Origin of the sequence: Desulfobulbus propionicus DSM 2032 (genome assembly GCF_000186885.1) — a bacterium.
Classification (GTDB): Bacteria; Desulfobacterota; Desulfobulbia; order Desulfobulbales; family Desulfobulbaceae; genus Desulfobulbus; species Desulfobulbus propionicus.
In genome coordinates this window covers 2,033,898-2,058,882 of record NC_014972.1, presented here as the reverse complement: position 1 = coordinate 2,058,882, position 24,985 = coordinate 2,033,898, and the positions used below count along the sequence as shown (strand labels likewise).

Annotated in this window: 25 protein-coding genes; 6 read left to right on the top strand and 19 right to left on the bottom strand. The window is 59.8% G+C overall.

The genetic code is table 11. The features are described from left to right. Positions 1 to 32 precede the first annotated feature (32 nt). The 10 genes from DESPR_RS08900 to DESPR_RS08855 all read right to left on the bottom strand — a co-directional run bounded on the left by DESPR_RS08900 (position 33) and on the right by DESPR_RS08855 (position 10,904). Positions 33 to 902 (bottom strand): radical SAM protein, encoded by an 870-nt coding sequence (locus DESPR_RS08900; protein WP_015724475.1) that lies wholly within the window; start codon positions 900 to 902, stop codon positions 33 to 35. Between the two features lie 23 nt (positions 903 to 925). Further along, on the bottom strand, positions 926 to 1,582 hold the full coding sequence (locus tag DESPR_RS08895; RefSeq protein WP_015724474.1) for a histidinol phosphate phosphatase domain-containing protein: 657 nt from the start codon (positions 1,580 to 1,582) through the stop codon (positions 926 to 928). A 25-nt stretch (positions 1,583 to 1,607) separates the two neighbouring features. Further along, a complete protein-coding gene (gene miaB, locus DESPR_RS08890; RefSeq protein WP_043769900.1) occupies positions 1,608 to 2,966 on the bottom strand; it encodes a tRNA (N6-isopentenyl adenosine(37)-C2)-methylthiotransferase MiaB in 1,359 nt (452 codons plus the stop codon). 40 nt (positions 2,967 to 3,006) lie between these two features. Continuing rightward, positions 3,007 to 3,231 (bottom strand): DUF4911 domain-containing protein, encoded by a 225-nt coding sequence (locus DESPR_RS08885; RefSeq protein ID WP_015724472.1) that lies wholly within the window; start codon positions 3,229 to 3,231, stop codon positions 3,007 to 3,009. Between the two features lie 28 nt (positions 3,232 to 3,259). Further along, the gene (gene purB / locus DESPR_RS08880; RefSeq protein WP_015724471.1) at positions 3,260 to 4,702 is read right to left on the bottom strand and encodes an adenylosuccinate lyase; all 1,443 of its coding nucleotides are present in this window, start codon (positions 4,700 to 4,702) and stop codon (positions 3,260 to 3,262) included. Positions 4,703 to 4,856: 154 nt separating this feature from the next. After that, the gene (gene recJ, locus DESPR_RS08875; RefSeq protein WP_015724470.1) at positions 4,857 to 6,614 is read right to left on the bottom strand and encodes a single-stranded-DNA-specific exonuclease RecJ; all 1,758 of its coding nucleotides are present in this window, start codon (positions 6,612 to 6,614) and stop codon (positions 4,857 to 4,859) included. A 30-nt stretch (positions 6,615 to 6,644) separates the two neighbouring features. Then, a complete protein-coding gene (miaA, locus tag DESPR_RS08870) occupies positions 6,645 to 7,598 on the bottom strand; it encodes a tRNA (adenosine(37)-N6)-dimethylallyltransferase MiaA (protein WP_015724469.1) in 954 nt (317 codons plus the stop codon). After that, positions 7,595 to 8,086: a ComEA family DNA-binding protein gene (locus DESPR_RS17260; protein ID WP_015724468.1), complete on the bottom strand. Its 492-nt coding sequence runs from the start codon at positions 8,084 to 8,086 to the stop codon at positions 7,595 to 7,597. The genes miaA and DESPR_RS17260 overlap by 4 nt, the downstream gene beginning before the upstream one ends. Then, positions 8,067 to 9,662 (bottom strand): citramalate synthase, encoded by a 1,596-nt coding sequence (gene cimA, locus DESPR_RS08860; RefSeq protein WP_015724467.1) that lies wholly within the window; start codon positions 9,660 to 9,662, stop codon positions 8,067 to 8,069. The genes DESPR_RS17260 and cimA overlap by 20 nt, the downstream gene beginning before the upstream one ends. A 3-nt stretch (positions 9,663 to 9,665) precedes the next feature. After that, a complete protein-coding gene (locus DESPR_RS08855) occupies positions 9,666 to 10,904 on the bottom strand; it encodes an aspartate kinase (protein ID WP_015724466.1) in 1,239 nt (412 codons plus the stop codon). Between the two features lie 296 nt (positions 10,905 to 11,200). On the opposite strand from DESPR_RS08855, the gene DESPR_RS08850 reads away from it, so the two are divergent. The 4 genes from DESPR_RS08850 to rlmN all read left to right on the top strand — a co-directional run bounded on the left by DESPR_RS08850 (position 11,201) and on the right by rlmN (position 14,903). After that, on the top strand, positions 11,201 to 11,674 hold the full coding sequence (locus tag DESPR_RS08850; protein ID WP_015724465.1) for a tRNA (cytidine(34)-2'-O)-methyltransferase: 474 nt from the start codon (positions 11,201 to 11,203) through the stop codon (positions 11,672 to 11,674). 42 nt (positions 11,675 to 11,716) lie between these two features. Next, the gene (gene serC / locus DESPR_RS08845; protein WP_015724464.1) at positions 11,717 to 12,799 is read left to right on the top strand and encodes a 3-phosphoserine/phosphohydroxythreonine transaminase; all 1,083 of its coding nucleotides are present in this window, start codon (positions 11,717 to 11,719) and stop codon (positions 12,797 to 12,799) included. Positions 12,800 to 12,834: 35 nt separating this feature from the next. After that, positions 12,835 to 13,722, top strand: a complete 888-nt coding sequence (locus DESPR_RS08840; RefSeq protein WP_015724463.1) for a radical SAM protein — start codon at positions 12,835 to 12,837, stop codon at positions 13,720 to 13,722. A 65-nt stretch (positions 13,723 to 13,787) separates the two neighbouring features. Then, positions 13,788 to 14,903 carry a dual-specificity RNA methyltransferase RlmN gene (rlmN, locus tag DESPR_RS08835; RefSeq protein WP_015724462.1) on the top strand — a complete coding sequence of 372 codons (1,116 nt, stop codon included), beginning with the start codon at positions 13,788 to 13,790 and terminating at the stop codon, positions 14,901 to 14,903. A gap of 16 nt (positions 14,904 to 14,919) precedes the next feature. Here rlmN and DESPR_RS08830 read toward each other — a convergent pair whose 3' ends face one another. The 7 genes from DESPR_RS08830 to DESPR_RS08800 all read right to left on the bottom strand — a co-directional run bounded on the left by DESPR_RS08830 (position 14,920) and on the right by DESPR_RS08800 (position 19,486). Beyond that, entirely contained in the window at positions 14,920 to 15,522 is a 603-nt protein-coding gene (locus DESPR_RS08830; RefSeq protein ID WP_015724461.1) for a hypothetical protein, read from the bottom strand. A gap of 110 nt (positions 15,523 to 15,632) precedes the next feature. Then, a complete protein-coding gene (locus tag DESPR_RS08825; RefSeq protein ID WP_015724460.1) occupies positions 15,633 to 15,818 on the bottom strand; it encodes a zinc-ribbon domain-containing protein in 186 nt (61 codons plus the stop codon). Positions 15,819 to 16,041: 223 nt separating this feature from the next. After that, a complete protein-coding gene (locus DESPR_RS08820; RefSeq protein WP_015724459.1) occupies positions 16,042 to 16,617 on the bottom strand; it encodes a flavodoxin family protein in 576 nt (191 codons plus the stop codon). 1 nt (position 16,618) lies between these two features. After that, positions 16,619 to 17,212, bottom strand: a complete 594-nt coding sequence (locus tag DESPR_RS08815) for a 2-oxoacid:acceptor oxidoreductase family protein (protein ID WP_015724458.1) — start codon at positions 17,210 to 17,212, stop codon at positions 16,619 to 16,621. Further along, positions 17,209 to 18,051 carry a 2-oxoacid:ferredoxin oxidoreductase subunit beta gene (locus DESPR_RS08810; RefSeq protein ID WP_015724457.1) on the bottom strand — a complete coding sequence of 281 codons (843 nt, stop codon included), beginning with the start codon at positions 18,049 to 18,051 and terminating at the stop codon, positions 17,209 to 17,211. The genes DESPR_RS08815 and DESPR_RS08810 overlap by 4 nt, the downstream gene beginning before the upstream one ends. A gap of 9 nt (positions 18,052 to 18,060) precedes the next feature. After that, complete coding sequence (locus DESPR_RS08805; RefSeq protein WP_015724456.1) at positions 18,061 to 19,200, bottom strand: 2-oxoacid:acceptor oxidoreductase subunit alpha; 1,140 nt, start codon at positions 19,198 to 19,200, stop codon at positions 18,061 to 18,063. Further along, positions 19,193 to 19,486 carry a 4Fe-4S dicluster domain-containing protein gene (locus DESPR_RS08800; protein WP_015724455.1) on the bottom strand — a complete coding sequence of 98 codons (294 nt, stop codon included), beginning with the start codon at positions 19,484 to 19,486 and terminating at the stop codon, positions 19,193 to 19,195. The genes DESPR_RS08805 and DESPR_RS08800 overlap by 8 nt, the downstream gene beginning before the upstream one ends. A gap of 466 nt (positions 19,487 to 19,952) precedes the next feature. Between DESPR_RS08800 and DESPR_RS08795 the strand changes: the two genes are divergently transcribed. Beyond that, positions 19,953 to 21,284 carry an ATP-binding protein gene (locus DESPR_RS08795; protein WP_015724454.1) on the top strand — a complete coding sequence of 444 codons (1,332 nt, stop codon included), beginning with the start codon at positions 19,953 to 19,955 and terminating at the stop codon, positions 21,282 to 21,284. A 10-nt stretch (positions 21,285 to 21,294) separates the two neighbouring features. On the opposite strand, the gene DESPR_RS08790 is transcribed toward DESPR_RS08795, so the two are convergent. Next, complete coding sequence (locus tag DESPR_RS08790; protein ID WP_015724453.1) at positions 21,295 to 21,489, bottom strand: hypothetical protein; 195 nt, start codon at positions 21,487 to 21,489, stop codon at positions 21,295 to 21,297. 398 nt (positions 21,490 to 21,887) lie between these two features. On the opposite strand from DESPR_RS08790, the gene DESPR_RS08785 reads away from it, so the two are divergent. Then, the gene (locus DESPR_RS08785; protein WP_015724452.1) at positions 21,888 to 22,439 is read left to right on the top strand and encodes an NADPH-dependent FMN reductase; all 552 of its coding nucleotides are present in this window, start codon (positions 21,888 to 21,890) and stop codon (positions 22,437 to 22,439) included. On the opposite strand, the gene DESPR_RS08780 is transcribed toward DESPR_RS08785, so the two are convergent. Further along, positions 22,436 to 24,889, bottom strand: a complete 2,454-nt coding sequence (locus tag DESPR_RS08780; protein WP_015724451.1) for an ABC transporter substrate-binding protein — start codon at positions 24,887 to 24,889, stop codon at positions 22,436 to 22,438. The genes DESPR_RS08785 and DESPR_RS08780 overlap by 4 nt on opposite strands. Positions 24,890 to 24,985 lie beyond the last annotated feature (96 nt).

Sequence of the window (24,985 nt, the reverse complement as noted above, 5' to 3'; positions counted from 1 at the left end):
GCCTCCCTTGCCCAGTTCAGACGAGAGAAAGGCTATAAGGCGCGAAGAAACTCGGGTTTCAAGGACAGGGCGCCGACAAGGGCCTGATCGAGCACGGCCAGGGTCTTTTCCTTGTCTTCGGGCAGCTTGGCCCGGATCGGCAGATAGTTGGAGGCGTGGTTGGCGTGAAAGAGACCGTTGCTGAGTTCAGTGGCCGCAATCATGGTCCGTAGCTCTTGGAGGATGGCCAGCGGCTCGGGCATGGCGAACCTTCCATCCCGGTACTGGTCATGGAGCTGGGTTCCGGGTTCGAGCATCAGGCTCAAGGCACCCACATATTCCGGATCTATGGCGCTGAGCACCCGGCCGGTTTCCGTTGCGTGGATGGCCGATCGCTCCGGCCCGGCAATGCCCAGGAGCACGGTGAGGGACAGGGGAAGACCGGCGGCCTTGGCCTTTTGCCCCATGGCGATCATCTCCTCGGCGGTCGCGCCCTTGTGCATCCGGGCAAGGGTGGAGTCGTCGCCGCTTTCCAGGCCCATGTAGACGATGCCCAGACCGTGTTGCCGTAACTGCCGCAACTCCTCGACCGTTTTGAGTCGCAGACTCTTGCTGTTGGCGTAAATGCCCACACGGGTGACCTGCGGCAGACGGGTTTCAATCCGCTGGAGGATGGCAAGCAGCCGCTGCTGCGGCACGATCAGGGCATCGCCGTCGCAGAGGAACAAGCGGCGGGCAAAGGAAAAATAGTTGGACGCATAGTCGATGTCGGCAAAGATGATGTCGTCGGACTTGATCGAGAACCGTTGCCCTTTGTACATCCCGCAAAAGGTGCACTTGTTGTGGGAGCAGCCGGTGGTTACCTGCAGCAGGATGCTGTTGGCCTCGCTGGGCGGCCGATAGATGGTTCCTTGGTAGTGCATGCTCCGCTCCTGCGTGTTTTCGATTAATCAAGCGGCTTCAGCCGGTCGACCAGAGCCGCCATGTCGCGGCGGACCTGCTGGTACCGCTCCCTGTTCAATCCCGCCCCCAAGCCCACCTTTTCCGCCATCTCCGCGGTGAGAAAATCTCCGGGCGCGTGACCATCGGCATTGATGGCCAATAGGGCTCCGGTTTTTTCGGCCATGCGGGCCACATGACCGTTGGTCAGACTGTGACCTTTGCGGCCGGAGAGTTCCAGCAAGATTCCCCGGCGGGCGGCCAGGGCCGCCTCTTCCTCGGTGATGAATCCCGGATGGGCCAGCAGATCGACATCGGCCTCCAGAGCCGCCCGGTTGGTGCCGGGGAGAACAGGTTCCACCGGCGTCTCGCCATGCACCACGATCAACTGGGCCCCTAGGGCACGCGACTCGGCCGCCAGGGGACCGATCAGAGCAGGGGGCACATGGGTCAGTTCGACACCGACGATTAACTGGGTGGCATTGACCGCATTCAGGTCGCGGGCTACCCTGATCAGATTGGGGATAAGCAACCGGATGTTGGAGGAGTCGGCATGGTCGGTGATGGCGATGGCCTGGTAACCCAGATGTTCAACCCGGCGGACATGTTCGGACGGCACCAGGGCGCCGTCGCTGAAAAAACTGTGGGAATGGAGATCGATCATGGTATTGGCTCGCATGAAAGAGTATTTAATTTCGTAATGTTCCCTTGAGACTATGCTTGCCCGCATGGTCAATCTGCACCCGCGCCAGCGTTCCGGGTATCAGGGAAGAGGCTGGGGCGGCGGTGAAATGAACGATCTGGTTGGCCGGGGTTCGGCCTCTTAACCGATTCCCTTCACCTGATTCAACCATAACTTCAACTTCACGACCGATCGATTCGCTGTTGCGTTCTAAAGAAATGCTATCCTGAAGCGATTGAAACTCCATCAACCGTCTGGCCTTGACCTCTTCCGGGATCTTGTCGGAGAATTCGGCGGAGCGGGTATGGGGGCGGTCCGAGTATTTGAAGGAAAAGGAGCCGTGAAATCGAACGGTTTGCAGCAGATCCATGGTGGCCTGAAAATCGGCTTCGGTCTCGCCGGGAAAACCGACGATGATATCGGTGGCCAGGGCAATGTCCGGGCATAAGCGGCGCAAGGAGGCAACCTTTTCCAGATAGTTCTCCACGGTATATTTGCGGTTCATCCGCTGGAGAACGGCGTTGGACCCGGACTGCACCGGTAGATGAAAATGCGGACAAAGAATATCGATCTCGGCAAAGCAGCGCATCAGCGCTTCGGATAGATCCTTGGGGTGGGAGGTGGTGAAGCGCAGCCGCCGTAACCCGTTGACCAAGGCAACCTGTCGCAACAACTGCGGAAAATCAACCTCGGTATCGGCTACCTTGTTGGTCTTGCCGTAGGAGTTGACGTTTTGCCCGAGCAGGGTGATCTCCTTCACCCCCTGGCTGACCAGGATTTCCACTTCCTCCATGATGTCCGCCACCGGCCGACTGATTTCCCGGCCGCGGGTGCCGGGAACCACGCAGTAGCTGCAGTAGTTGTTGCACCCCTGCATGATGGTGACAAACCGTCTAAAGCTGTGCGGGGCAGGGGAGGGCGGCGTGTTAATCAGCAATTTCTGAAAGGGCGGAATGGCAAAGGAGCCTTCCAGGTCGGTGGCGGTTTCCCTGGTGGTCATGCCTTGGGTGAGACGAGCGAGCATTTCCGGTAACTGGTAGATCTGCTGGGTGCCGACGATCAGGTCGACATGAGGCATCCGTTCGCGGATCCGTTCGCCCTCCTGCTGGGCCACACAGCCGGTGACCCCGAGCAGCAGGCTCGGATTACGCGCCTTTTCCTCGCGCAACTGCCCCAGAAGGCTGAACACTTTTTGCTCGGCCTTTTCCCGGATGCTGCAGGTGTTGATCAGAACGACGTCGGCACCTTCGGGACTGGCGGCCGGCACGTACCCCTCCTGCGCCAGCATCTGTTCCATGATTTCCGAGTCCCTTTCATTCATCTGGCACCCGAAGGTCTTGATATAGAGATTTTTGCTCATAACCATTGAAAAAGAAGAAGATACCGCGAAACGTTCACCTGATTGCTCAAGCCTCCCTCCGGTATGGCGACAGGTCGCCAGCCAATGCCTCCAACAGGCGCATGGTTTCCATGAATCGGCACTCCAGGGTCTGCATCCTGACCAGGCCGGTAGGGGCAGAAACCGTTGAGAGCAGGGCCAAACCGTCGTATCCTTCAAGGATGAAGCGCAGCCAGCTGATCTTTTCCGGGCGGATGCACAGGTACCATTCGACAAGGGCGTGATTGGTCATGCTCGCATACCAGGAGGAACGGCCAAGGTCAGACCGACAGCGTGGCGTCGATGTCGCCCAGCAAGTCGCGGTATTGTTCCAGCACCGGCGCCACCTGCTCCTGGAGGAATTCAGTGGTCTGTTCGGCGGCTCGGCCGGTGAACTGCTGGTAATTGCCGATCAGACCGTTGAGCTCCTGGAGATCAAAGGGCACGCGTTCATCGTCAGCCAGCCGCTCCAGCAGATTGTTGCGCAATCCCTGATTCTTGACATCCAGTCCGGCAGCCACCGAATGCTCGCGGATGACCTCATGCATCTCCTGCCGGCTCTTGCCGCGTTCGACACAGGCCATGAGGATCTTTTCCGTGGCCATGAAGGGCAGTTCTTCCTTGAGATGGCGCTCAACCTGCTTCGGATAGACAACCATATCGTTGGTAATGTTGATGTACAATTTGAGGATGGCGTCGGTCAGGAGAAAGGCCTGGGCCAGATCCATGCGGCGGATCGCCGAGTCGTCGAGGGTGCGTTCAAACCACTGGTTGGCCGCAGTTGCGGCGAAGTTGGCCGGCAGACCCATGAGTTTGCGGGCCAGACCGGTCATCCGCTCGGAGCGCATGGGGTTGCGTTTGTAGGCCATGGCCGAACTGCCCACCTGTTTGCGTTCAAAGGGTTCCTCCTGAACCTTCAGGTTGGAGAGCAGGCGCAGGTCAACGGCGAACTTGTGGGCCGAGGCGCCGATACCGGCCAGGGTTTCGGCGGTCTTCATGTCCAGCTTGCGCGGATAGGTTTGGCCGGTGACCGCAAAGACCTGATCAAAGCCGATTTTTTGGGCCACCAGCCGATCAAGCTCGCGGACCTTGTCATGGTCGCCGGCAAACAGTTCGATAAAGGTCGCCTGGGTACCGACGGTGCCCTTGGCCCCCCGTGCCTTGATTTGCCCCTCGAGCTGCTCAATGTACTCGAGATCCATTAATAAATCTTGAAGGTACAGGGTGTTGCGCTTGCCAACCGTAGTTGGTTGGGCGGGCTGGTAATGGGTAAAGCCGAGGGTGGCCAGGTCTTTGTGTCGGGTGCAGAATTCTGCGAGGTTGGCGATGACCGTAAGCAGCGCTCGCTTGATCAGATGCAGGGCTCGTTTCTGGATCAGCAGATCGGTGTTGCAGACCACGAACTGCGAGGTGGCGCCCAGGTGAATAATCGGCTCGGCCAGCGGGCACTGCTGGCCATAGGCAAAGACGTGGGCCATGACATCGTGGCGAATCTCGCGCTCCTTGGCGGCGGCCACCTCGAAGTTGATGTTGTCCACATTGGCCTTCAGTTCGGCCACCATTTCGGCGGTCACCGCGGCAAGCCCCAGTTCGTGCTGGGCCTCGGCCAGGGCAACCCAACATTTGCGCCAATGGGTGAATTTGAAGCGTTCGGAGAAAAGCTCCTGCATTTCCCGGCTGGTGTAGCGGGAAACCAGCGGTTCCTGATAGATGTCGCGATTCATGTCGATATGCTCGTTGGGGTTAGTGATGAATGAAAAGGCGGACGATCGGTTTATGCCGTAATGTCCGCTATGTGTGGTGTTTGGTCTCCACGGTTTGGGGTGTTAAATGTCGCATAATATATATTATGTTAAATTTTACCTATGACGGTGCCGATCAATGGGGGACAAGGTGGAGCGCCTGGATCTGGGTCTGTTCAGTTCCTCTGAACCATGATCGCTTCAGATGAAAGACCAGATCCTGACTGCCGTGGAAATTTCGTCCCGCGGGAGCCAGCCGAAACCCGATGCCCGGGAAAACATGACCGTTGGCGCCACGCAGTTGGAAACGCAGGTGCCCATTGACACCTTTTGGCTGCACCAGCTGTTCCCGTGACAGCAGGAAGGTCGGTTCAGGGTTGCCTTCGCCGAATGGTTGCAACAGACGCAAGGCCCAGGCAAATTCCATGGTCAAAATCGATTTATCCGTGAGGTGGCAATCGATGACGATCCCCCTGCCCTGTCGTAGCACCTCGGCGTGCCGGGTCGTTACCTGGCGGTTGAACAGATCGGCAAAGGAGGGCAGCAAGGTCTTGTCGATGGTGAGTCCAACCGCCATGGCATGTCCCCCGAATTGATCGATCAGGCCATTGCACTGTTCAAGCAGGTGAAACAGATGCACCCCGGCCACCGATCGACCCGACCCTTTCAGGTTTGTGCCCGCCCTGTGTTGCTGGTCATCGGTGAAGATGATCGCTGGCCGGTGGAAACGTTCGACGATTTTGGAGGCCAAGATGCCCAGCACCCCAGGATGACAATCGGCGTGGTAGACCGCGAGGCCGTCGACTCCCGCTTCGACCTGGTGGGCGCACTGCTGTTCAATGGCGGCAAGGGCGCTGCCTTCCAGCTGTTTTCTCGCCGTATTCAACCGTTCCAATTCATCGGCGGCCCGCCGTGCCCCGGCGTGATCTTTCGCCAGCAGCAATTCGACCCCCAGCCGCGGCACTCCGAGCCGTCCGGCGGCATTAATCCTGGGGGCCAATTTGAACGAGATGTCTTCGGCCAGGATCTCGCGATGACCAATGCCGCAGCATTCACACAAGGACAACAATCCCGGCCGATTCTTGGCGGACAACACCTCCAGACCGGCCCGCACCAGAATGCGGTTCACGCCAACCAGCGGCACCACGTCGGCCACCGTGCCCAAGGCCACCAGATCGAGATATTTTTTCAGATTCAGCGACCGTGCGGCAAACAGCCCCCTTTCCATGAAGGCCTTGCGCAGGGCCACGATCAGGAAGAAGGCAACACCAACCCCGGAGAGTTGAGAAAACGGAAACCGGCAGTCGTGCTGCTTCGGATTGAGCAGCGCATCCGCGCACGGCAGCGTGGCCTGTGGCTCGTGGTGATCGGTGATGATCACCACGAGCCCCCGTTCCCGCGCATAGGCCACTTCCCGCACGGCCGAGATACCGCAGTCCACGGTGATCAGCAGCCCTCCCCTGCCCGCTTCCCTCGACTGCGCCAGCAAGCGGTCGATCGATCTGACCGACAGGCCATAACGTTCCTCCAGGCGGTTGGGAATGTAATAGTGGGTGTCGATGCCGATTTCGTTGAAAAAGACCGTGAGCAGCGCCGTGGCGGTGATGCCGTCGACATCATAGTCGCCGTGGATGAAAATGGGACTGGCCGTTGTGCAGGCATGGACGATGCTGTCAACCGCCTCGCCGATTCCCTTCATCGAATCCGGCGAGGGGAGCATCGACAGTTGCGGATAGAGAAATGCCTGCACTGCCTCGAGGGTCCGCAGGCCGCGATGATACATGATTTCACCCAGCTGCCGGGGAATGCGGAATTCTTTGGCAACCAGCGCCCCAAAATGCCTGACCTGGGGGCTGTCGGCATGGGGAGAAAAGATGTAGGGAAGCGGTTGCATGGGCGAAAACAGGGCAAAGGAACCGTATAATTAGCGGGCAGTATGCAAGAAATCGGCAATATCCGCAAGCACCTTGTCCGGTTGCCGGATGTGGTGCCAGTGGATGCGGTGCTGGTGTTTGAACCAGGTCAGCTGCCGCTTGGCATATCGGCGGGTGTCCTGGATCAGGGCGGCGGTGGCTGTTTCCCGGTCCCAGAGCCCCTGGATACAGCCGCACATGTGCCGGTAGCCGATGGCCTGCATCGAGGGCAGTTCCGGACCGTATCCCCGGGCGAGCAAGGCTGCAACTTCTTCCTCAAAGGCATCCTGCATCATCGCTTGCGTGCGAAGTCGTATGCGCTCGTACAGCGTGTCCCGCTCGCAGGTGAGACCCAGCTGGAGCAGGTGGGAAAAGGTCGCCGCCGGTGATGCGTTGGCCTGCCGGCGCAGGTGTTCCGACCAGGGAATGCCGGTGGCATGGAAAATTTCCAGGCCGCGCAACAGCCGTTGGGTATCGTTGGGATGAATGCGCCTCGCGCTTTCCGGATCCACCGTGGTCAATTCGAGATAGAGCTCCCCCCTGCCCTCCGCGCGCAGGCGTTGCGCAAGATGTTGCCGCAGCTCGGCGCTTGTCTTGAGCTCGTCAAACAGGCCGTTGACCAGGGCCGAGAGGTAGAGGCCGGTGCCGCCGGTGATCAGGGGAATCTTTCCCCTGGCCGAGATGGCCGTGATCGCCGTCAGGGTATCGTCGACAAAACGGGCCGCATCGTATTGCTCGTCCGGGTCGACGATATCGATCAGATGGTGGACGATTCGCTGCCGTTCTTCCCGGCTGGCCTTGGCCGTACCGATATCCATGAACCGATAGACCTGCATCGAGTCCATGGAGATGATCTCGCAGTCAAACCGCTCGCCAATGGCGAGCGACAGCGCGGTCTTGCCGATGGCTGTCGGTCCGACCAGGACCAGGACAGGCGTGGCGATGGGCATGGCTGCGGCGGTCATTCAAAACTGACCAAGGGCAGGAGGCGTTGCAGGCTTTGCGGACCAATGCCCGGCACATCGAGCAGGTCCTCGGGACCGGTCAGCGGGCCGCGGCGCTGCCGGGTTTGCTCGATGGCCGCTGCCAGGTGCGGCCCCACGCCCGGCAGCATTTCCAGCGCTGCCCGGTCGGCGCGATTGATCGGCAACGGCTGGTTGAGAAACAGGGCCAGTGGGGCTGGCAGGGTGTTCGCGGCGGGGCCTTGCGGATCCAAGAGAGATATAGGAGTTTTTTCTGTTCCTGATTCCGGACCACCGGCCGGCAACCGGATTACCTGCCAACCGCCGCCGATCGTTTCAAGACGAACGCCGTACAACGGAGAAGCTTTTTGTTGCGCCACGGGAACCAGGTCCACGGCAACAATCAGCAAGGCCAAAAGAAAAAGGACAAGCGTCCGCTTGTCCTTGCACTCCTCGGCGGTTGCCGGCGCATCAACAGCGGCCTTTTTCATCCTTCATCAGCTTGTAGTTGATGCTGTCCACCAGGGCCTGCCAGCTGGCCTCGATGATGTTGACCGAAACGCCGACCGTGCCCCAGCTGTCCTCTAGGTCCTTGCTCTCCACCAGAACGCGGACCTTGGCGCCGGTGCCGTATTCGCCGGTGAGCACCCGCACCTTGTAATCCGTGAGTTCCATGTCTTCCAGGCTGGGATAAAACCGGGTCAGCGCCTTGCGCAAGGCTCGGTCGAGCGCGTTGACCGGTCCGTCGCCCATGGCGGCGGTATGGACTTCGCTGCCGTCCACGTACAACCGGATGGTGGCCTCGGTGTAGGGGCTCTTGTTCAGGTCGTACTTATGGTTCATCACCCGGAAGGCTTCCAGCTGGAAGAAATCGCGGTGCAGGCCAAGGGCCCGGCGCATCAGCAGCTCGAAGCTGGCCTCGGCCGCCTCGTATTGGTAGCCCTGATTTTCCAGTTCCTTGAGCTGGCTGATGATCTCGGTCATCAGCGGGTCGTCGGCCTCGATATCCAGGCCGTATTTCTGAGCCTTCATCAGCACATTGGATTTGCCGGACTGATCGGAGATCAGCACTCGTCGGCTGTTGCCCACCTTTTCCGGGGCAATGTGCTCGTAGGTCATGGGGTTGCGCTGCACCGCGCTCACATGGATTCCGCCCTTGTGGGCAAAGGCCGATTCGCCCACGTAGGGCTGGTAGCGGTTGTGCGGCAGGTTGGCCAGTTCGTTGACCATGCGCGCGGTGGTGTAGAGCTGATCGATCCGTTTGCCCACCTTGCATTCCAGTCCCATCTTGAAAATCAGGGCCGGAATGATCGAGGTCAGGTTGGCGTTGCCGCATCGCTCGCCAAAGCCGTTGATCGTCCCCTGGATGTGATCGGCGCCGCAATGCACCCCCATCAGGGCGTTGGCCACCGCGGTTTCCGAATCGTTGTGCGAATGGATGCCAATACGCACTTCGCTGCCCTGCTCGGCGCGGTATTGCAGCACCCGTTCCATGATCTCCGGGATCTCGTGCGGCAGGGTGCCACCGTTGGTGTCGCAGAGGACGATGGTTTCGGCGCCGCCGGCCATGGCCTTGCCCAGGGTAGCCAGACAGTATTCGCGGTTGTTCTTGAAACCGTCGAAAAAATGCTCGGCATCGTAGATCAGGTGGCGCACATGGGGGCGGAGATAGGCCAGCGAGTCCTCGATAATCTGCAGATTGTCTTCCAATTCGATGCGCAGGGCGTCGATCACATGAATATCCCAGCTCTTGCCGAAGATGGTCACTGCCGGTGTCTTGGCGGCCAGCAGAGCCTGGAGGTTGGCATCCTGATCCGGTTTTTTTTGGAAATGTCGGGTCGAGCCAAAGGCGGCCAGCCGAGCCTGCTTGAGCGCGACTCCCTGCATCTGCTTGAAAAACTCCACCGCTAGCGGATTGGAACCCGGCCAGCCACCCTCGATGAAATCGATGCCGATGCGGTCAAGCTGTCGGCAGACCTTGATTTTATCGTCGACCGAGAGATTGAAATTCTCGGCCTGGGTACCATCCCGCAGGGTGGTGTCGTACAGTTCGATCACTCGGGCCATGGGCTATTCTTCTTCCAGGGGCAGATTTTCCTTGTCCAGGGCAAAGGCGTCGTGCAGGGCCCGCACCGCCAGTTCGGTATACTTCTCGGCGATGATGCAGGAAACCTTGATCTCCGAGGTGGAGACCATCATCATGTTGATGCCCTCCTTGGCCAGAATCTGGAACATGGTTGAGGCGATGCCAGGATGGTTGCGCATGCCCACGCCGACGATCGACACCTTGGCGATATCCTTGTCGCCGCTGACCGCCTCGGCGCCGATCTCCTCGGCCACTTCCTTGAGGATGTCCATGGCCCGGTCATAGTCGGTGCGCGGCACGGTGAAGGTCATGTCGGTCAGCTTGCCGTCGGTGGTATTCTGGATGATCATGTCGACCAGAATACCGGCGTCCGAAATGGGCAGAAATATTTTTGCCGCAATTCCAGGTTGATCCGGAACTTTTTTAATCGTGATTCGAGCTTCTTTCTTGCTGTAGGTAATGCCGGACACCAGCATGGATTCCATGATTTTCTCCTCCTCGACAACCCAGGTTCCAATATTTTCAGAAAAAGTAGAACGGACATGCACCGGCACATTGTAACGTTTGGCCAGGCCCACGGAACGGATATCCAGGACCTTGGCACCCAGGCTGGCCAGTTCCAGCATCTCGTCATAACTGATGCGATCGATCTTGCGCGCCTGCGGGCAGATGTTGGGATCGGTGGTGTACACGCCCTCGACATCGGTGAAGATCTCGCAGGCATCCGCCTGCATGGCCGCGGCCAGGGCCACGGCGGTGGTGTCCGAGCCACCCCGGCCCAGGGTGGTGATGTCGCCCTGGTCGGTGACGCCCTGGAAGCCGGCGATGGTGACGATCTTGCCCTGATCGAGGTATTTCTCGATCAGTTCCGAGTCGATGGATGCGATCCGGGCCTTGGTGTGCATGTTGTCGGTGTGGATGGCCACCTGATCGCCGAGCAGGGAGATGGCATCGAATCCGGCTTCCTTGATCGCCATGGCAAACAGGGCCACCGTGACCTGTTCGCCAGTGGCCAACAGCATGTCCATCTCGCGGCTGTCGGGGATACGCTGGATCGCATTGGCCAAACCGGTCAATCGATCGGTTTCGCCGGACATGGCGGAAAGGACCACCACCATCCGGTTGCCCTGCAGGTGATTTTTGATTACCCGTTGGGCCACAGCCTTGATTTTGTCCGTGGAACCCACCGAGGTGCCACCGAATTTTTGCACGATAAGGGCCATGATCGTATCCCAAAAAAGAATGAATGGAGGGGGCAACGGCTGCCGCAGAGACCGCGTCAACCGTGGTCATCCGAACGGTTTCATGGAATGGCGCCTGGGGTGGCAACCGCGGTCCATCTATTGTTGCATGTTTCGCGCTCTGGTTGTCCGCCTGTCATCGGGGAAAACGTTGTGGACGGATCGGTCCCGGGGAGCGGGGCAACGAAAAGCGGAGCAAAGAATGTAAAACGTATTTTTAAATTTGCAACATCAATCCATATTCTGTACATACGGAAACGTTTTTCTTTCTGCTCAATATGCTGCCCATGGATTCTTCTGCTCTTCATATCGTTCTCGTCGAACCGGAGATCCCGCCCAATACCGGTTCCATCGCCCGGTTGTGCGGGGCCACGGACACGGTGCTCGATCTGGTCCATCCGCTTGGCTTCCAAATCGACGACAAACACCTCAAGCGGGCCGGGCTTGATTACTGGCCCCATGTGCGGATCAATCACTGGGACAGCCTGGATGCCTTTCTCCAGCAGGCGGATGAACGCCATTTGCATTTTCTGACCACGAAAACAAAACGATCGTACACCGAGGCCCGGTTTTGTCCCGGCGACAGGTTGATCTTCGGCAAGGAGACAAAAGGCTTGCCCGAAGAGATTCTCACGCTGTATAGTGACCGCTGCCTGACGATCCCGATGACCAATCCCCATATCCGCAGTCTCAATCTGGCCATGGCCGCGGGTATTGTTCTGTATGAAGCCCTGCGGCAAATCCGCCGATAATCCATCTTTTTCGCCCATTATCCATGCATCAAGGAGAGAGTAATGCCCGAGAGAATTTATAATTTCAGTCCCGGCCCAGGCACCCTGCCCTATTCCGTCCTCCAGGAGGCGGCGGTTGACATCGTCAATTTCAAGGACAAGGGCATCGGCCTGATCGAGCTTAGCCATCGTTCCAAGGAGTTCATGGCCGTGGCCGAGGAAACCGAGAATCTGATCCGCGAACTCATGGGTATTCCCGCCAACTACAAGGTGCTCTTTCTTCAGGGCGGCGCTTCCTCGCAGTTCTTTATGGTGCCGATGAACCTGCTCAAGGCCGACCAGAAAGCCACCTACCTCAACACTGGCGTGTGGGCGAAAAAGGCGATCAAGGAGGCCAAGCTGTTCGGCCAAGTCGAGGTGGCCTACTCAAGCGAGGACATCACCTTCAAGCGGGTGCCGCGCGACGACGAGTACACCGTGGCCCCGGACAGCCAGTACCTCTATTTCGTCACCAACAACACCATCTACGGCACCCAGTTCCCGACCATGCCCAACAAGGAGGCCATGCTCATTGCCGACATGTCCTCGGACATCCTGAGCCGTCCGGTGGATGTCAGCAAGTTCGGTTTGATCTTTGCCGGCGCGCAGAAGAACATGGGGCCGGCCGGGGTGACCGTGGTGATCATCCGCGAGGATCTGCTCGACCGGGTCGACGACAAGGTGCCGACCATGCTCAAGTATAAGACCCATGCCGAGAAGGACTCGATGTTCAACACCCCGCCCTGTTTTTCCATCTACTGTGTCGGTCGGGTGATGAATTGGCTCAAACAGACGGGCGGCGTGGCGGCCATCGAGAAACTCAATCGCGAAAAGGCGGCGCTCTTGTACGAGGTAATCGACAGCACCGAATTTTATCGGGGCCATGCGGAGAAGGAATCCCGTTCGCTGATGAACGTCGCCTTCAATTTGCCCACCCCGGAACTGGAGGCCCAGTTCATCCGCGAGGCCACCGCGGTCGGCCTGGATGGGTTGAAGGGCCACCGTTCGGTCGGCGGTTGCCGTGCCTCGATCTACAACGCCTTCCCCAGGGAGGGCGTGGAAAAGCTGGTCACCTTCATGGCCGATTTCGCCAAGAAGAACGGCTGATATCCAGATCCTCGCTGCCCATGGACATTTTGTCCATGGGCAGTCTTTTCGCCGTGGATTACGTAGGAGATATCATCCGCCCGCCCAGCGAGGCCTTTTCCCTGATCCTGCAGGTGACCACGGGTTGTTCCCACAACCGTTGCACCTTTTGCGGGGCCTACCGCGACAAACCCTTTCAAAGCAAATCCTGGGAGCAGATCGAGGCCGATCTCGCCTTTGCCGCTGCCTGGTGCCGCCGCCAGACCACTCTCTTTCTCGCCGACGGCGATGTCCTGGCCCTGCCGCACGAGCGGTTGGTTGCGCTCCTGGAACGTATCCGCGAACAGTTGCCTTGGATCCGGCGGGTCAGCTGTTACGCCAGTTGCCAAAACATCGAGGAAAAGACGGATCAGCAGTTGGCGCACTATAAGCGGCTCGGATTGGGCCGGCTCTATCTGGGGTTGGAAAGCGGTCATGATCCGACCTTGGCCGCCATTGCCAAGGGCGTGGACAGCGAGGCCATGGTCACGGCCGGCAGGCGGATTCGGGCCACCGGCCTCTTTCTCTCGGTAACCTGCCTGCTCGGTATTGCCGGCGTGACGCAATCGCAGGCCCATGCGCGGGCCACCGCTTCGGTACTCAACCGGATGCAGCCACACCAGATCGCGGTGCTCACCTTGATGCTGCTGCCCAACACCCCGCTCTATCGGCAAATGCGGGCCGGACGGTTCGCGATGCCCGATCAGGAGCAACTGTTTCGCGAACTGCGCACCCTGCTGGCCGGATTGGGACCGCATCGCGCCCAGTTCCATGCCAACCATGCCTCGAATTACTTTTCCTTGAGCGGCCGCCTGCCCAGGGATCGCGACCGGATGCTGGCCACCATCGACCAGGCCCTAAACGGCAGCCTGGCGCTGAAGGCGGAACCGTATCGCTGCCTGTAACGGTGTGACCAGCTGCAAGAAAAGACCATTATTCAATCTGTTGCCGATAAACCGTGAGAAGTTGCATGAATGTTGCCGCGAAAAAAACCGACCTGAAAAATCTGACCCAGGAACAGTTGGTACGCTTTGTCGAGTCCCTGGGGCAGCCAGCCTTTCGTGGCCGCCAGATCCTGGCCTGGATCTATCGACCCGGAATCATCGATTTCACCCAGATGACCGATCTGGCCAAGGAATTCCGGGCCATCCTTACCCAGTCGGCTTTCATGAGCCGCTTTGACGACTGCATGGTCGAGTGTTCGCGCGACGGCGCGGTCAAATTCGCCTTTCGCCTCGATGACGGCCAAATCATCGAGTCCGTGCTCATTCCCGAGGAGGACCGCAACACCCTGTGTGTCTCTTCCCAGGTCGGCTGTGCCATGGGGTGCAGTTTTTGCCTGACCGGGGCCATGGGTTTTTGCCGCAATTTGACCACCGCCGAGATTGTCAATCAGGTGTGCGCGGTACGCGATTGGACGCTGGCCCACGACAAGGGGCTGTTGACCAATATTGTTTTCATGGGCATGGGCGAGCCGCTGGCCAACTTCGACAACCTGCTGGACGCCATCGCCATCCTCACCGAACAGCGCGGTCTGGACTTCTCCAACCGGCGGATCACTGTGTCCACCTGCGGTCTGGTGCCGCAGATGCGCCGCCTGGGTGAGGAGACCGACGTCAACCTGGCAGTGTCGCTGCATGCGGTCAACGACGAGGTCCGCAGCCGTCTGATGCCGGTCAACAAACGCTACCCGATCGCCGAACTGATCGAGGTTTGCCGCACCTACCGCCAGAAACGGCGCAAGCGGATCATGTTTGAATACACCTTGCTGCAAGGCATTAACGACAGCGATGCGGACGCGGTGCAGCTCGCCGAGTTGCTGCGCGAGGTGCCTTGCAAGATCAATCTGCTGGCGGTCAACCCGGGCAGTGGCAGCGCCTATCAAAGCCCGGGCGAGGAGCGTGTGCTCTGTTTCCAGAGGATTCTGCGCGATCGCGGGTACACCGTGTTTATCCGCACCAGCCGCGGCGAGGATATTTCGGCGGCCTGCGGTCAGTTGGCGGGCAAGGGATGGAATGAAGAACAGGCGATATCTCTGGACAAAACAACGCTTCAATCTACCGGGACGGACGACAACAGGCCGTGACGTCGGCGGGCACCGCCTAGGCCTGCTTGTCCTCCTTGACGAAACTGCCGAAGGTAAAAATTCCCTCGTTGACCTGGACCCGGCCAAGCAGGGAGTTGTAATCGTCATCCGACGTACTCATCCCCCCTTTGCCCCAGGTGTAGGAACCGCCAATCCGTTCCCCCTCGTTAAAAAACAGCACGCCGCCCTCGTTTTTCTTCCCGACCTGAACTTCGATAAAGCCGGAAAATTGTTTCATCCGCAGACGAAAAATCAGGTCCGGCAAGGGAATCTCCGTTGACCGCAGGGCTGATTTTGCCCGCTGGAACGGCGGCATCTGGGCCCAGAAAAAAATGGCGTTCTGGTCAAGTTGATGGACGGAAATCGCATAACTGCCGCTGTAGAAGCGTCCCCGGACGATTTCAAAGGAAGGGGCAAAATGGGCGTCCCTTCCTTTTTCCTGAACAAGACAGCTGATGACCTCCTGTTCATTGAAATAGACGAGCATCTGCAGGCCAGGCGAGACGCAGTGGACTCCGCCCGATCCTATGTCTCCCTGCAGGTGTTCGATGAATTTTTCCAGATGCAGGTAATAGCTGTTGAGACCTTCCAGATAAGGCCGTTCCCGTGGAATAAGCATGTCTCGGCGTTACTGCACGTCAATGGGCGGAAAATAGGCAAAGGCCAAAGAGGAGTGAGCCATTTTCCTCATGGTTGTCGAGAGGGCGCAACAGCCTCCGCGTGCGGCCGTCACGCCTCGTTTTTCCCGGCAGTGCCGGCGGTTGGCTGCTGGGGAGCTTCCGCTTCGGAGGCACCGCTTTTTACCACCACGATGATGTGTCCGCATTCCTGACAGGAAAAGCGCGCCCTTGGCCCCTTCATTTTGGATTCATCAATATTGTATTTTTTTGAACATTCTTCGCAAATTGCCAGCATGCCTCGGTCTCCCCTTTCGCAGTGACCTGTTCAAGAGTTCGGCGAGAGGCATAGTCTGCTCTCGCCGCCCTGTTGTCTTATAGGGTGTTCTCTTTTATCGGTCAAAGTAAATTTTAATAAATCAACACGTTGTCATGCCGGATGGTTGCCAGGTGCTTGGCGGCTCGGCGGCCGCCCGCGATCATCGAAAAAGGGAGCGTTCCCTTTTTCTCCCTTGCTTTGGCTAGGCGTGAATTTTTTTCAACAGCCAGGCCATGTTCCTGCCCAGGTCGTGCATGACGGTGATCGCCTCGGTGTCCTGGGCCACCTCCCCCTTCTCCCGGCCAAAGCCCATGTTCCAGTACGAGGAACCGACGATGACCATTTGGCCGATAGTGAAGAAATGGTTCATCGAGTCAAAGGCGTGGATGCCGCCGCCCCGGCGCTGGGTGACGATGGCCGCGCCCAGCTTGCGCTTGAACATGTCGCCGTTGGCGCGCGAGGTCATGCCGGCCCGGTCGATCAGGGCCTTCATCTCGGTGGAGATGTCGGCGAAATAGGTGGGCGAGGCCAGCACGATCGCGTCCGCAGCCAGCATCTTCTCGATGCAGCCGTTGATGCAGTCGATATCGACGATGCAGCGGCCGTTCTTGTTCTTAAAGCACTGGTAGCAGGCGATGCAGCCGTGGGGGTGCTCGCCGGCCAGTTGGACCATCTCGGTCTCGATACCCTCACGCTCCAACTCTTCGAACAGGTAGCCGATCATCATGGCGGTATTGCCGTTTTTGCGGGCACTTCCATTAAAGGCGACAACTTTCATCTCACACCTCGTCATCACTGAGCACGGACCGCGGTAGCGCGTCCAGATTGATCTTGGCGGCCTCGTCCATCCCCCGATGGAGGGCCGCACGGTTGAATTCCTCGCTCCCCGGCGGCACCCGGGCCAGCAGCGCCTTTTCCAGGGAGTTGCTGATCACCTGCCCGGAGAGGAGTCCCACCGCCCCCAGGGCCACCATGTTGGCCGCCATCTCCCGGCCCAGCTCGTCCCGGGCAATGCGGGTAAAGGGAATGGCGATGATGCGGCTGGTGGGATACTGGCTGACCAGCGAACTGTCGACCACCAGCAAGCCATCGGGATTGAGATCGCGGTAATAGGCATCGCAGGCGGTCTGATTCATGGCCAACAGCAGGTCAAGCCGCCGGGCCTTGGGATAATCGATGGGCGCATCGCTGATCACCACCTCGGCCTTGGACTTGCCGCCCCGGGCTTCCGGTCCGTAGCTCTGGGTCTGGCAGACATACTTGCCGTCATACACTCCGACCGCCTCGGCAAAGACGACTGCGGCCATGATCAGCCCCTGGCCGCCGGAACCGCTGAACCGCATCTCGTAGCGTCGTTTCACGGGAAGCTTCATCGCAGCATCCCCTCCTCGCTGGCCCGCTGCCGTACCTTGTCGTACTCCTCGGTGGAGATGGGCAGGTCGCGGTCGGCAAGCACGCCGATGGTAATCCTGCCCGCCAGCTCCTCGGCTGACAGCTTGGCCGCCTTGCTCACCGTGATCGCCTGGTCCCTGAATCTCGTGAGCATCTCCACCGCATCCCCCAGCTGATTGCGCCGGCCGTACTGGACATGACAGTTGGAGATCACCTCGACCACGGCAAACCCCTGCTTGCGCATGGCCTGTTCGATCAGCTGGTCGATCAGGTCGGCGTGGTAGACGGTGGACCGGGCGACAAAGGCGGCGCCGGCGGTCACCGCCAGCTCGGCGATGGAAAAGGCCTGTTCGATGTGGCCGTAGACCGAGGTGGTCGAGCGGGCGCCAAAGGGCGTGGTCGGCGAATACTGGCCACCGGTCATGCCGTAGATCGAATTGTTGATGATGATCGCGGTCAGGTTGAGATTGCGGCGGGCGGCATGGATGAAGTGATTGCCGCCGATGGCGGTGGCATCGCCGTCGCCCATGATCACCACCACATTCAGGGCCGGGTTGGCCAGCTTGACGCCGGTGGCAAAGGTTAGGGCCCGGCCGTGGGTGGTGTGCAGGGTGTTGAAATCGAGATAGGTGGGCATGCGGCCGGAGCAGCCGATGCCCGAGGCGAGCACCACCTCGTCCTTGCTCAGCTCCAACCGGTAGATGGCCCGCAGCAGGGCAGCCATGACAATGCCGTTGCCGCAGCCCGGGCACCAGACATGGGGAAACTTCTTGTTGTGGCGCAGATACTCGTGGCGAATGGCCTGGGCGGGAACAGTCATGCGCACCTCCTACAGCTTGACCAGCCGGGCCTCGAGTTCATCGGGGGTGATGCACTGGCCGTCGACCCGGTTGTGTTTGACCACGGTGCACATCCCCTGATTGACCCGCTGCACCTCGCGGCTGATCTGGCCCATGTTCATCTCCGGCACCAGCACGGCGCGGCACTGCTTGAGCACCGGGGTCACATGGCTGCGCGGAAAGGGAAAGAGGGTGATCAACTGCAGCAGGCCGGCCGGAATGCCGCGCTGCCGCACCTCGTCCACCGCCCGCATGGCCGAGCGGGCCACGGACCCGTAGGCAATGATCGCGACCTCGGCATCCTCCAACCGGTAGCTGCGGGTCAGCATGATTTCGGGGAAGCCACGGGTGATCTTGTGCATCAGCCGTTGTTGAAAATTGAGGATCTCGTTGGATTTTTCGGTGGGAAAACCGAGATCGTCGTGGACCAGGCCGGTGACATGATGGCGGTAGCCGTCGCCCAAGGTGGCCATGGCGGGCACGCCCCGGCTGTCGCCCTCGTAGGGTTTGTACCAGTCCGGCGGCACGCTCGGCTTGAGGCGATTGAGGATGCGCAGTTCGGCGGCATCGGGCAGCTGGACGCACTCCCGGGTGTGCGCCACGATCTCATCCGAGAGGAGAATCACCGGCACGCGGAACTGTTCGGAGAGGTTGAAGGCCTTGACCGTGAGGCTGAAACAGTCGCTGACCGTGGACACGGCCAGGACGATGATGGGGTGGTCGCCATGGGTGCCCCAGCGCGCCATCTGCACGTCGCCCTGAGCCGGACTGGTGGGCAGGCCGGTGGAGGGGCCGCCGCGCATCACATTCACCACCACGCAGGGCACCTCGGCCGCGCAGGCGTAGCCGAGATTTTCCTGCATCAGCGAGAAACCAGGGCCCGAGGTGGCGGTCATGGCCTTGACGCCGGCCAAGGAGGCACCGATGATCGCGCCCATGCTGGCAATCTCGTCCTCCATCTGGATGAAAGTGCCCCCCACCTTGGGCAGCAGCGCGGCCAGTTGTTCGGCGATCTCCGAGGCCGGAGTGATCGGGTAGCCGGCAAAGAAGCGGCAGCCGGCCGCCAGGGCGCCGTGGACAATGGCCTCGTTGCCCTGAAGGAGTTGCCGTTTGGCCTGGATCTCAGACATCGTCCTTCCTCCTCCGGGGTTGGCGCTCACTAACCGTGATGGCAAAATCCGGACAGTGGGTCTCACAGAAACGGCAGCCGATGCAGGCATCCGGCTCGGTCACCAGCGGCTTGCCGTGTTCGTCTGCTTGAATGACCTGCCGGGGACAGAAGGCCATGCAGAGACCGCAGGCCTTGCACCAGTCGTGATAAAAGGCGATATCATAGCGTTTTTTCCTGTTTGCCTTAGACAGGTTGCTGTCCGGCTGCTGCGGTTCAACCGGCGATGGATGCGAGTCTGCTGTCATGGCGCCGCCGTTCCCAATGAAAAAACGTGGTGAAGCGGATGAAGGCATGAGGTCTATCCGCCAAGAGATGGTCTTGGCTTAACGGGTCTGCCAGCAAAAAGCAAGAAAATCCAGGCCTCAAGTGCGGAGCGACCGTGACGGGGGCGTGTCCTGCTGCCCGTTGGTGCCCAGGCCCGCCAGCGCGGCGGTTGCCGACGACACGGAGTCGAGTTCATCCTTGGCATTGTGTGGAATGTTGCATTACATTCTGCCTGATTGCAGAACAAGGTAATTCCATGCCTCAGAAGTTGGCCCAGCAGGAATAGGCGGGAAGCGTGTTGGTCGACGCAACGGTTTTTCGCGGTGACCAGCTTGGAACTCGCCGGAAGACCCGGAAAACTGGATTTGGTCCCGCTAAATCGACCGTTTCTGGGACGCGGGAAAAGGGGCACGGTATCGGGTGACCGTTTACGGCAGGAGGAACAACATGGGACACGTCATCGGCAAAGACCTGTATCGCCAATTAGGTAGGAGGCTCGATCAGGCACCGGTGCGCACGCCTTGGACGCCAGTGTTCCGGCAATTGGTGGAAGCGCTCTATGAGCCGGCGGAGGCCGCGTTGGTTATCCGCCTGCCGTACCGCCCATCGACCCTGGAGCGCATCGCCCGCATGACCGGCGAGCCCGAGCAGCGGCTGCGGCCCATGCTTGAGGGGTTGTGCGCCAAAGGATTGGTGCTCGATATCTGGAATGGCGCCCGTTACCTCTACATGGTCAGCCCGCTGGTGATCGGATTTTTTGAATTCACGATGATGCGCACCGGCCCGGAGTTGCCCCTGGCCCGCTGGGCTGAACTGTTTGAAAGATACATGTTCAAGGAGAAGGCATTCCTCGCGGCCAATTTCGGCGATGGTCAACGGGTGTCGGTGATGCGCGCCCTGCCCCACGAACAGACCTTGGGCGACCATGTGGAGATTCTGGATTACGAGAAGGCCTCGGCCCTGGTCGAGGATCAATCCGAGTTTGCTCTCGGTCTGTGTTCCTGCCGCCATGAAAAACACCATCTGGGGCGCGAACCGTGCCGCACACCCATGGAAACCTGCACCTCCATGGGGTCGGGTGCCCAGTTCCTGATCCGAAACGGCTTCGCCCATCCCATCGACAAGGCCCAGATGCGCGACATCCTGGCCAGATCGCGGGATATGGGCCTGACCCTGTCCACGGACAACGTGCGCCAGGGCGCGGGTTTCATCTGCCATTGTTGCGGGTGTTGCTGCAATTTGCTGCGGGGAATCCGGGAGACAGGATATCCCGGAATTTTGGTAACGTCGAGCTTCGAGGCCCAGGTGGATTCGAGCCGCTGCCAGGGCTGCGGCTTGTGCGCCCAGGCGTGTCCGATCCAGGCGATCTGGATGGAACCGGCGAACGATCCGGCGCGGCCTGCCAAGAAAATCGCCCGGATCGGCTCCTTCTGCCTCGGGTGCGGGGTCTGCGCCCTGCGGTGTCCCACCGGCGCCCTAAAACTGCACGAGCGGCAACAGCAGGTGGTGCATCCGGAAGACAGTTTCGAGCGGGTCATCCTCCAGGCCTTGGAGCGCGACACCCTGAACACCTTGCTTTTTGACAATCCGGCGAGCCGGACCCAGGCATTCATGCGCGGTCTGGTCGGCGGTTTTTTGCGGCTCTCCCCGGTCAAACGAGCGCTGCTCGGCGACACCCTGCGCTCCCGTTTTCTTTCCGCCCTGCGCCGCCTGGCCGGCCCGGTGGAGAACCTTTGCGTCACTCCCACCGTCACGGCCGCGAAGGACCGCGAGCGGTGAGCGACTGGTCTTAGGCGTAGACGTTGATCGACGTTGACGCCACGGCTTCGGCGCCTTGGGCAGTGTCCCTGTTTTGGGTGGCAACACTTTCCTCGGGCTGCGGTTGGGGTGGCGGAGCGGGCTGCACAACCTGTCCCGCGCTCTTTTGCGTCTGCTGCTGGTACAGTTGGCTGGCCATGGTGCCACTCAATCCATTGATTTCCATTGTCGGTTCCTCTGTTGTGCACTCGGTAGCACTCGGGTGCGTCGGGTGTTGTCGATGCACCCGAGTGGATGTTGCGTCTCGAACGTTTAAGATTACTGTTTGGTAATTTTAGGGCATGCAAAAGGCAAAGTCAAGCCCTTGTCGGGAAGCAAACATCGGCACAGCCGGGACGACAGGTCGTGGCCACAACCATTGCGGGAGGATCATGCCTTGGTATCGTCACGGGCACAGTTCGTTTTCGGTGGAAGATGATAATAATTATTGACTAAGATCGCATCCAGATCAATAGTTTGTCAGGACGAACCACAGTCATCATATTGCCTGTCGATCATGTTGCCGATGATCGCGGAGAACCGGGGCACGCCTGCTGCTGGCCCCATTTTTTCAAGGAGCGTCTCATGAATCACTACACCATCGCCGTTGTTATCGGAAGTCTGCGCAAGGATTCCTTTAACCGTTCCCTGGCCAGGGCCTTGGCCAAGCTGGCGCCGCCGGAGTTCACTTTCAAACAGGTGGAGATCGGTGATCTGCCGTTGTACAACCAGGATGACGACGCCAATCAGGCGCCATCGGTCAAACGGCTCAAGAGCGAAATCGCCGCCGCCCAGGCGGTGTTGTTTGTCACCCCGGAATACAATCGTTCCATCCCCGGCGTGCTTAAGAATGCCATTGATCACGCTTCCCGGCCCTATGGTCAGAGCGTCTGGGCCGGGAAGCCGGCCGGCGTGCTCGGCATTTCGATAGGGGTTATCGGCACCGCCCTGGCACAACAGCATTTGCGTAATATTCTTGCCTATCTCGATACACCCACCATGGGCGCGCCCGAGGCGTTTCTTCAGGTCAAGGAAGGCTTTTTCGATGCCGAGGGCAATATTGGCCCAGACAGCAGAGCGTTTCTCCAGGGGTGGATGGATCGCTACGTGGCCTGGGTCCGACAGCACGCCGCCTAGGCCCGGCTGTCTGCCGGGTGGACCGGAGGGTGATCAGACGTGTTGGCCGCATGGGCCGGGGGATTCGCAAACAACGGATAAAACCGGGTGTCGTCGCGCAGCATGTGATTGTGCATCAGATCCTGGACAATGAAGCGCGACAGGTCACCCGGCAACAGACTGCCGTTTCTGCACTGCTCCAGCAGGGCACGAGCCTGATTGACCAGGGTAAGATGCAGTTTCGCATGCTCGCTGACTTCTTGATAGCCGGCGGTCCGCAGCAGGCTTTCCTCGTCATGGAAGTGGGCCGTGATTTCGGCGAGAAAAGCCTCCACCGGCGCGACATCCGGCAACTGACCATTTTCTCCGGGCCACGGGGTGTCGAGCAGTTGGTTGGCCAAGGCGAACAGCCGACGGTGCTGCTCGTCGATGGTGGGCTGACCGCAGCACATCAGATCGTCCCAGATCAGGTGGGCGACGGCGCTGAGCGACGTGCCCGCAGGTTGCGGCGAGCGGCGGCAGCTGCCGGCTGATTCCACTCGGTTGCGGCCATTGGCCTTGGCCACATACAGGGCCAGATCCGCCTGTTTAATCAGATCGTTGACCGTGCCCACCGTGTCGTCGGACACCGCCAGGCCAATGCTGACCGTGAAGCGGATCGGGCCGCCCGGACAGGCGACCTCCAGCTGTTCCAGATGATGGCGCAGCCGTTCGGCAAAAACGTGCCCGCCCTCTCGGCCGGTATTGACCAGGAGGATGCCGAACTCCTCGCCGCCCAAACGGCTGAACAGATCGATGGACCGCAGCAGCCCCATGCAGGCCCGACTCATCGTCTTGAGCACTTCGTCGCCGATGTCGTGGCCGTGGGCATCGTTGATCCGCTTGAACCAGTCGATATCCACCAGGAGAAAGCTCAACGGTTGCTTGAAACGGCGGCTTCGCTCCAGTTCTTGTGTTGCCTTTTCGTAGAGAAAACGCCGGTTGTAGGCCCCGGTCAGTGGATCGGTGGTGGCCAGCCGGCGCAATTCCGCCTCCATCCGTTTGCGCTCGCTGATGTCGCGGGTCACGCCGACAATCCCGACCACCGTGCCGTCGGCGCCCACCAGCGGCGCGCAGTTGACCTCGGTCCAGACCGTTCCGCCGCCTTTACAGGGCTGTTCCAGTTCGCCGCGAAAGAGGCGCAATGCACTGCCCGACCGCACCTCCTTCCTGAATTCGATCAGTTTTTGCTTGGCAACCGTGGCTGATTCCGGGGTCAGCGTGTCCAGGAGGGTGCCGCGCATCACTTCCTCGGGGGTGTAGCCGCGCAGTTTTTTGACCGAGGGGCTGACATAGGTGAATCGTCCCTCGAGGTCCAAGGTCCAGATCACATCGGTGACATTATCGGCCAGCAGCCGGTGGCGTTGCTCGCTCTGCCTCGCCTTGCGGGCAATGCGGGAAAAACGGATCATCAGCCAGACCGAGACGGTCAGCACCACCAGGATCCCGGCGCTCCACCGCAGCAGCAGGTCGTAGCGGAAAAAGGGATCGGGCTGGTAGAGAAATCCCTCCAGGCGGAAGTCGCCGGGGAGCATGCCCAGTTCGGCATAGGTGTCGGCGATGTGCCGCCAGCGCCCGGGATGCATGTAACCCACCTCGATCAGGTCCGGCTGCATCAGCTCCTTCATTTGCCGTGCCTCGTGGAGCAGGGCGCCCCGGTCTTGCCGAGTGGGATATTTGGCGAGAATGAGATGGATGATTTCCTCGGGATGGGCCATGGCATACTGCCAGCCGCGCAGGCTGGCGGCCCGGAAGGCCTCGGCGCGCCGGGGATGCTGTCTGATTTCAGCTTCGGTGGTGAACAGGTTGTCGCCGTAGAAATCGATGCCCGCCGAGCGTGGATTGAACAGCGCATAGGCAAAATCCACATGCTCCAGCTGGTGGGGCTCGTCGTAGACAAAGGCGGCCATGGCATCCACCGAACCGTCAAGCAGCGGTTGCATGTCAAAGCGGTGTTCCACCAAGGTCACCTTATCCTTCAAACCCTCCTTGTTGAGATAAGCCGTCAGCTCGTCGGTTTCCGGTTCAAGCATCAACCGCTTGCCGGCCAGGTCATGGATGCTCTGCGTCGGTCCGGTTTTTCGTGCGAGAATGACCATGGGCGAATGCTGGAAGATTACGCCCAGCACCACCACCGGCTGCCCCTGACTGCGTCGGAGCAGCAGACACGTGTTGCCGATGCCGTACTGGGCCTCGCCGCGCAGCACCGCATCAGCCGGATTGCTCCCCGGCTGTCCCTCGACAATGCGGACATCCAGGCCGGCCTCCCGGTAATAGCCCTTTTCCAGGGCCGTGTAATAGCCGGCAAACTGGAAGGCATGGGTCCATTTGAGCTGCAGGGTCACGGTTTGCAACCGGTTGTCGGCACGGATGACCGGCGGGGTGAGAAGAAGGAGCAGGAGGCTGAGCACACACAGAAAAGAACACTTCATGGACAACCGCAACGGGAGGAAAAAGAAAAATCGTCGCCGATACAACGGCTGAGCACGGCAAACATGGAGAAGTGATTCTTTATTATAGCGGAATGG